3 protein-coding genes are annotated in these 7,259 nt (G+C 43.7%); 1 reads left to right on the forward strand and 2 read right to left on the reverse strand.

Features of this window, described 5'->3' with window-relative positions; all coding sequences use genetic code 11:
• Positions 1 to 1,239 (reverse strand): RagB/SusD family nutrient uptake outer membrane protein (locus VF500_RS13705; protein ID WP_330860212.1); only part of this gene is annotated, 1,239 nt, incomplete at its 3' end.
• Between the two features lie 11 nt (positions 1,240 to 1,250).
• The gene (locus VF500_RS13710; protein ID WP_330860213.1) at positions 1,251 to 4,463 is read right to left on the reverse strand and encodes a TonB-dependent receptor; all 3,213 of its coding nucleotides are present in this window, start codon (positions 4,461 to 4,463) and stop codon (positions 1,251 to 1,253) included.
• A 676-nt stretch (positions 4,464 to 5,139) separates the two neighbouring features.
• Here VF500_RS13710 and VF500_RS13715 point away from each other — a divergent pair.
• Positions 5,140 to 7,259 (forward strand): ligand-binding sensor domain-containing protein (locus VF500_RS13715; protein WP_330860214.1); only part of this gene is annotated, 2,120 nt, incomplete at its 3' end.

Consider the following 7,259-nt stretch of genomic DNA (forward strand, 5'->3'; position numbering starts at 1 on the left):
TGATGTGCCCTGGGTGGTATTTAAACTTGTTTGCCCGCGAATGGACTCATCAAGTGTTTTTTTGCCATTATAACCAGTATTTGAAATATCGCTTGATGAACTTAAATCAATTTCGTTATTACCGCCGATGCGTGATTTGAAAATATCGCCCTGCCAGGTTGAACCGTCATATACTATTGACTGGTAAAACCTTGGCTCGCGATGTGTATATGGATTTTGAGGGTCATAGCCTGATGTAGGGTCGGTGATTGGTTTGCCATTGTCCATTTCATATTCGTCGATAAGGTTTTGAGTGGGAGCGAGGTTCCCCCAGGCCTGCTGGCCTCCGTTCACAATAACAGGCCCCAGTATGCCTTCGCGTTTGTGGCCCCGGTTTGGCGCGGCATATCCCCTGGCAAAAATGGTTTCCTTATTCCAGTTATTAGGCGACAGAAATTGCCCCGCGTAATCAGGAAATAAGGTGTACTGCCCCAGGTTAATTACCTGTTGATTTGTAGTAGCGGCTTTAGTCCATTTGGCTGCATCATTTGTAGTGTTACTAAGCGGACTTGCGGCAAACAACTCAACCCAGCCTTTTAATGTTAAAGCAGCGCCTTTTGTAGCGCGGCCGTTCTCAGAAGTCACCGGTAACGCAGTGGCTGCAGCATCGCAATCGGCCTCGATAAAGGCAACGGTTTGATCGGTGGTTCCGCGGGCGATAAATATATCGTTGCCGGTGCGGTTATCAAGCGGTTGAGAAATAAGTGGTACGCCGCCGTAATTGGTGTACAACAACGAGTAATAAACCGCGCGTAAATAGGTGGCTTCCCCAACGCGTTTGGTATACCAGGTATCGGAGAATTTGGCTTTGTTGGCAGCCACGTTTTGAAGGAATATATTACATTTCCTGATGTTGGCATAAACTGTTTCCCACTTCCACGAGCCCGCCGGGCCGTCAATAGCGTTCGATGGGTTAAGCGAGTTAGCACGAATTACCGACTGGCCGGTTTCCCATGATGCTCCGCAGGCGCTGTTATCGGTATATTGGTCAGAGTTTTGGGTTTCATTGTTCAGATCGGGAAGATTGCTGTAAATATCGTTCAGCACCAGATCTGCGTTGGCTTCAGACGAAAAGGCAGCCGCATCGGTTAAGAAGCCTTTGGGCGGTACATCTAATGCGTTTTTTTTACATGCGCTTACACTTACGATCAGCAAAGCGAGAAAAAAGACCTGGCCCTTTTTTAAATATGTTGATTTCATCTCGTTATATTTTAAAATGTTGCATTAACTCCTATTGAAAGCACACGTTGCTGGAAATAATTTTCATTGCTTCCGCTGTTTTCCGGGTCAATAGTTTCTTTTACTGATGGTGTCCAGGTAAATACGTTTTGACCGGCAGCATAAACCCTTAATGAGCGCATTGCCTTGCCAAGCAACCTGCTTGAAAAAGTATATCCTAATTCAAAACTCCTGAGGCGCAGGTATGAGTTGTTCCTTACCCACCAGCTTGAAGCCTGTGTGTTGTTTGATTTTGGAGTGCCATACAAACGTGGGTACAGCGCGTTGGTGTTTGATGGCGTCCAGTGGTCTTTATAAGTAAGCTCAGTTGCCGATCCGGATGCCTGGAAAGGCCACACGAAATAATTATTAAGCTGGATATTGCTATTGCCCGATCCCTGGATCAGCAGGTCGATATCAAAGTTTTTATAAGTTAGACGTGGCTCAAGCCCATAAATAATTTCAGGGGTATTAGGATGGCCAATAACAGTTTGGTCGTTACCGTTTATTTTGCCGTCACCGTTCAAATCAGCGTACTTTAAATCGCCGGGGCGTACAGCACCAAACTGCGGAACAGGTACTCCGGGTTTTAAGGTTTTTCCATCGGCTTCAAAATCGGCCGGTGTGAAGTAACCTAAAGCTTGTAAGCCAAATTGGGTGCCGTTTGGCCGACCGGTGCGGCGGGTATTAGGGTTGGCGTAAGTTCCTGCATCTTCATAAACCTTGATCAGTTTGTTGCGGGCAAAGGTGAAAGTACCTTTAATATCCAAACGAAGATCTTTGGAGAAACTTTTTGAACTGGTAATGGTTACATCAACGCCGTGGTTTTGCATATTCGCGCCATTTACCAAACCTAAGCCAATACCATACTCAGGTGGCAGCGATGCCGCAACCTGGGCCAACAGATTTGATCTTTTCTCTGAAAAGTAATCAACCTCAAAACCCAGTGCGCCATTCCATAAGGTAGCTTCTAAGCCAACGTCAGTTTTGGTTGCTTTTTCCCAGGTAATATCCGGATTGCCTTGCAAGCCTTCGTAAACCCCCTGCGTAGTGGTATTGTTCAGTACTGCCGAGCTTGACGCAATACGGTAAGGGCTTAAATACTGGTAGGTAAGGATATTACCGCCGCTTGCCGGGTATGCACCCGACTGGCCCCATGAACCTCTAAGCTTCAAGTTATCAATCCAATTGAATTTGCCTTTCATGAACTTTTCTTCAGAAATGCGCCATCCTGCCGAAAACGCCGGGAAGAAACCCCAACGATGATCAGGAGCAAAAAGGTAGCTGCCATCATACCTGCCGGTTGCTTCAAACAGGTACTTTTTATCATAGGCATATCCCAGACGGTAAACGTAACCTATCTGCTTTTGCCCGTCGGAGTGCCCCGAGTTGGTTGCATCAGAAGGAGCAGGGCCACCGAAATCAAGCTCATCGATATCGAGGTTGTAGTTGATCTTTTTGGCCGAAAACGTTTTGTATTTTACCGTGCGGTTTTCAACTACCAATAAGCCTGTAATATCACTTTTACCAAATGAGCCGGCATAATTCAATAAGCCCTGGGCAGTGATAGAATGAGTTTGGTTATAGGTTTCGGAGTAACTTGGATACTGGCTGCCCTGAATGCTTTGCACAAATGTGTAAGGCTTTTTGGTTTTATCGGCTACGCTATAAAACGGAATAGGGGTACGGTATGAGCGTTGAAACGATGTTTGCGTATTAAATAACGGCTCGGGCCCGTTATCATAACTGATAACGCCTTTAATGCTTAAGCCTTTGATGGGGAGTTTTTGATCAATGGATAATTGAGATAACAAGGCTGAGTTTTCATTGATATCATAACCGCTATGATAGATCTCCCCTACAAGCGACTGACCTATATAGCCACCCCATAAACCGTTGGTAAAATAAACGGGGGTATAGGGTGCAGTGCGTTCGGCCTGGTCTAAAATACTGCCTGATCCGGTACCGGGATAATGCCCGTCTTCCACGTAGCTGTTTACCGAAAAGTTTACGGTAGTGCTTTTGGTGGCGTTGGCGGTTAAGTTTAACGATCCGTTGTATTTGTTTAAGTAAGTGGTGCTCCACATACCGTCCTGGTGCGTATAACCTACCGATGCAAAGTACCTGATATCTTCACTACCACCCGATAAGGTGATGTTATGACCGGTAATTAGCCTGTTTTTCAGAATGATATCATGCAGCGGGTCGCTGTCTCCATGCACATCAAGATCTGAATGGTCTTTGTATTTCTGCAGGTCATCGGCCGTAGCAAACGGGGTGTATTGAGTGCCTGCATCCGCAGCGTCATTGGCGTTGGCCTCGTTACGCATCAGCGCATATTGGTACGAGTTAGTGTACTGCGGTATAAAGGTTGGATTTTGGAAACCAACGTAGCCGTTATAGGTTAATGTGGCTTTGCCTGAGCGGCCTTGTTTGGTGGTAACCAAAATTACACCATTTGCACCCGCTACACCGTAAGGGGCAACCGCAGCTGCATCTTTCAAAACGGTAAAGCTGGCAATGGTATTAGGGTCAAGACGGCTAAAATCGCGCGGAACGCCGTCAACAATAAGTAAGGCCGCAGAACGGTTAAATGAACCCTGGCCCCGTACCTGGATATTTGAACCGTCGAAACCAGGCTCGCCGCTTCCCTGCGTAACGATCAGGCCCGAAGCACGGCCCACCAGGCTGTTTGTTAAGTTAACAACAGGTTTTTGAGCTATTTCGGTTGTGTTGATAGTTGAAACCGCGGCGGTAGATGACGTTTTCTTTTGTGCACCGTAGCCTACAACTACAACTTCGTTCAGGTTTTTGGCCGCCGGCTGTAACCTTACGTTTAAGGTAGTTTGGCCGTCAACAGGTACCTCAAGTGGGTCATAACCAATGTAGGAGAATACCAATACAGCATTGTTAGCCGCCTGTATCGAAAAGCTACCGTTAATATCAGTGACTGTACCGCTGGTACCCCCTTTTATCCTTACAGAAACTCCGGGTATGGTTTGACCGGTTACACGGTCAATAACCCGTCCTTTTATGGTTTCGGCATTTTCTTTAGGGCCTTTAACAGCAGCGTTTGCCGTTTTTTGAGGAACGCTTTTTAAAGGGGCGGCAGAACTAAAACCCGAAACAAATAAAAGGACTATACCGCCCAGGTAAAACCGGGACTTTTTAATGTTAACATACTTTTTAAGTAAAGTCTTTTTCATAATTAAACTTTTAATTGCACATAATGAGAGGTTGATTTGGATTGGTTGGATGTTGGTGTTTGGTTTTTACTTTCATTGATTTTTGAGGGTTATTGAATGGTTTAATTGTTGGTTTTTTAATTACCGGATGCTCGCTTTTGCTTTCTATCATCCAGCTTGATGCCGTTTGATAAAAGAGACTGCAATGGCATAGCAGTACAGGTAATGGTTTTGTTACATTAATTGGCGGGAACAAATAACCTGTTTAATTGAAGCGGGAGATTGCCAAATCATACATATTTATTGACACAAAGTGCATTTGTTGGCTGCGGGCTAAAATTGGGCTTAATAGAAATGATTGCCCATTTAAAACTGCTCAAAAACAGGGTTTTGCAGGTTATAGCGTTGCTGATGACCTTAGCGGGGCGTGGTAAAAACACTACTTGTCAAATCATACATATTTATTGACATGCTGTACATTTTAAGCCTTCAATATTAAATTATCCGGTATATAAAATTCATTTTTGTCAATGGTATCGTTCAAGGCGAAAAAGCGCTTTAAGAGGTTATATTTTAGACCGATACTGTACGCCAATTATTAAAACCGGCATTGCCGTTTTGCAGTAACAGCATTTAATTTCAAACAGGTAAATGTGCCTTTAGTATTTTTATAAGTTAAAACCGGACATTAGCATCAATGACTATTAAAAACCTCTATAGGTTACCCAGGCACGTTTTCATAAAGGTGTTGTATGTTTTTGTATTCCTGACCTGTTTTATTACCACTGCTTACTCCCAGCCTTATCCCTATAAATTCAGTTATCTTACGGTAGATGAAGGCTTGTCGCATACCGATGCCAACTATATTGCGCAGGATAAGCAGGGCTATATATGGGTTGCCACTTTTTTCGGCCTCGACCGGTATGATGGCTACTCGGTAAAGAAGTTTTACAATAGCAATGTGCCGCTCAAAAATGCCCTTAAAAACAGGCTGGGTTACGTTTACCCGGATGATGACGGCAATATATGGCTTGGTACCGAAGGCGGGCTGCAATGTTTTAATGCCCGGCTGGAAAAATATATCGATTTTGAAGAGACCTCCGCATCTAAAACCAATTTTCAAAAAGTAATTAAACCCGCCGGTAATTTCATTTATGTATTTACAGGCAGTGAGCTGAAATTATTTCTGATTAAAGGCAATAAGATTGAAGCCCAAAAACTGGACATGCCCGCCGCCCTTCGTTTTACTGATATGACAGCCGGAAGAAACGGGATGCTTTATTTATCAAGTAATATGGGAATTTGGTTGCTTGATAAAAACAGTACCTTGAAAAAGTTGACCATTAAGGGCTTATTAACTGAAGACCTTTCGCACGTTTTTATTGATACCAGGAATAACCTCGCTGCTTCGGTAGGGAACACTTTAATGCTGATAGATAAAAAAGGAAGTACCCTTACAGCTGGAAGGCAATTTGTTTGCACCGGTTATCCGGGTGTAAGGGGCATTGCCCGAAGCAGTAGCGGGGATTATTGGGTAAATGTAGGCTCGGGGGTGTTGCGGCTGGATAGTGCCCTGAATTTTATCCAAACAGTGAACGACAAAAGCTCGCCCCACGGTTTAAATTCAAATTCGTTGAGCAAGATCTTTATAGATCGTACGGATTGCCTTTGGATCTGCACTTTTGGCGGCGGTGTAAACTATTGCGACCTGAATGAAAAGCTATTTTACACGCTTCAGCATAATTCTGAAGCAGCAAATTCAATGGCAGGTAACCATATCCGGTCAGTGCTGGCCAATGGCGATGATATATGGATAGGCACCACAGCCAGTGGGTTAAACCGGTATAATTTAAAAACGCAAAAGTTTAGTTATTACAATTCATATAATTCGCCCGTACGAATAAAAAATGATGGTGTAACTGCCCTGACATTTGATAATGATCATAATTTATGGATAGGTACCTCATCAGGTATTGATGTTTTAAAGGCCGATGGAACAATTTGGAAACCATTGGGCTCTGAGTTATTCCCCAACCATGTTATTGATTGCTTTGCAAAAGATTATTATGGCAATATCTGGTTTGGTAACCACCAGGATAAGTTGGGCGTGATATGGAAGGATAAGCAAAACTATTATCACATAAAGTATTACGGCGAAGGTTACTTTATTTTTGCTGATGATAACCGGCCGCAATTGCTTGTATCCAGCATACATGGTTTAAAACGGTTTATAATTGACAAAGAAGGTAATATTGTCAGGGGCTTTTCTTATAATGCTTCATCAAAACCCAACTCGTTAAGCTCAGATTATACCTATCCCATAGGGAAACAAAATGACAGCACTTATTGGATAGGTACTATTGGCGGCGGCCTCAACAGGCTTATATTACGGGAAAAAACAGATTCGTACACCATCTCCCGATACGCCGGCGATTATGGGATATTTAATGATGTTGAAAGCTTGGAGGTTGATAATGCCGGTAATATATGGATGGGCGGTAACGGACTGGAATGTTTTAACCCGGCCACCGGTAAACTGATCCGCTATGATAAAAATGATGGCTTACAGGGCAACAGCTTTAAAGTAGGCGCTTCATATGAAGGTAATGACGGACGTTTGTACTTTGGCGGGATAAAAGGACTTAATTATTTTTATCCCAACCAGATCAGGGCTAACAGCATCGTCGCTCGGCCTGTTTTTACTGATATCCTGATCAATAACCATAAGCCGGCTTATGGAGATGCTGATTCGGCAAAAAATGCTATTCCTCACGCTATTGGTTATTGTAATAGTTTAACACTTAATTACCTGCAAAA

Origin of the sequence: Mucilaginibacter sp., assembly GCF_036383575.1 — a bacterium.
Classification (GTDB): domain Bacteria; phylum Bacteroidota; class Bacteroidia; order Sphingobacteriales; family Sphingobacteriaceae; genus Mucilaginibacter.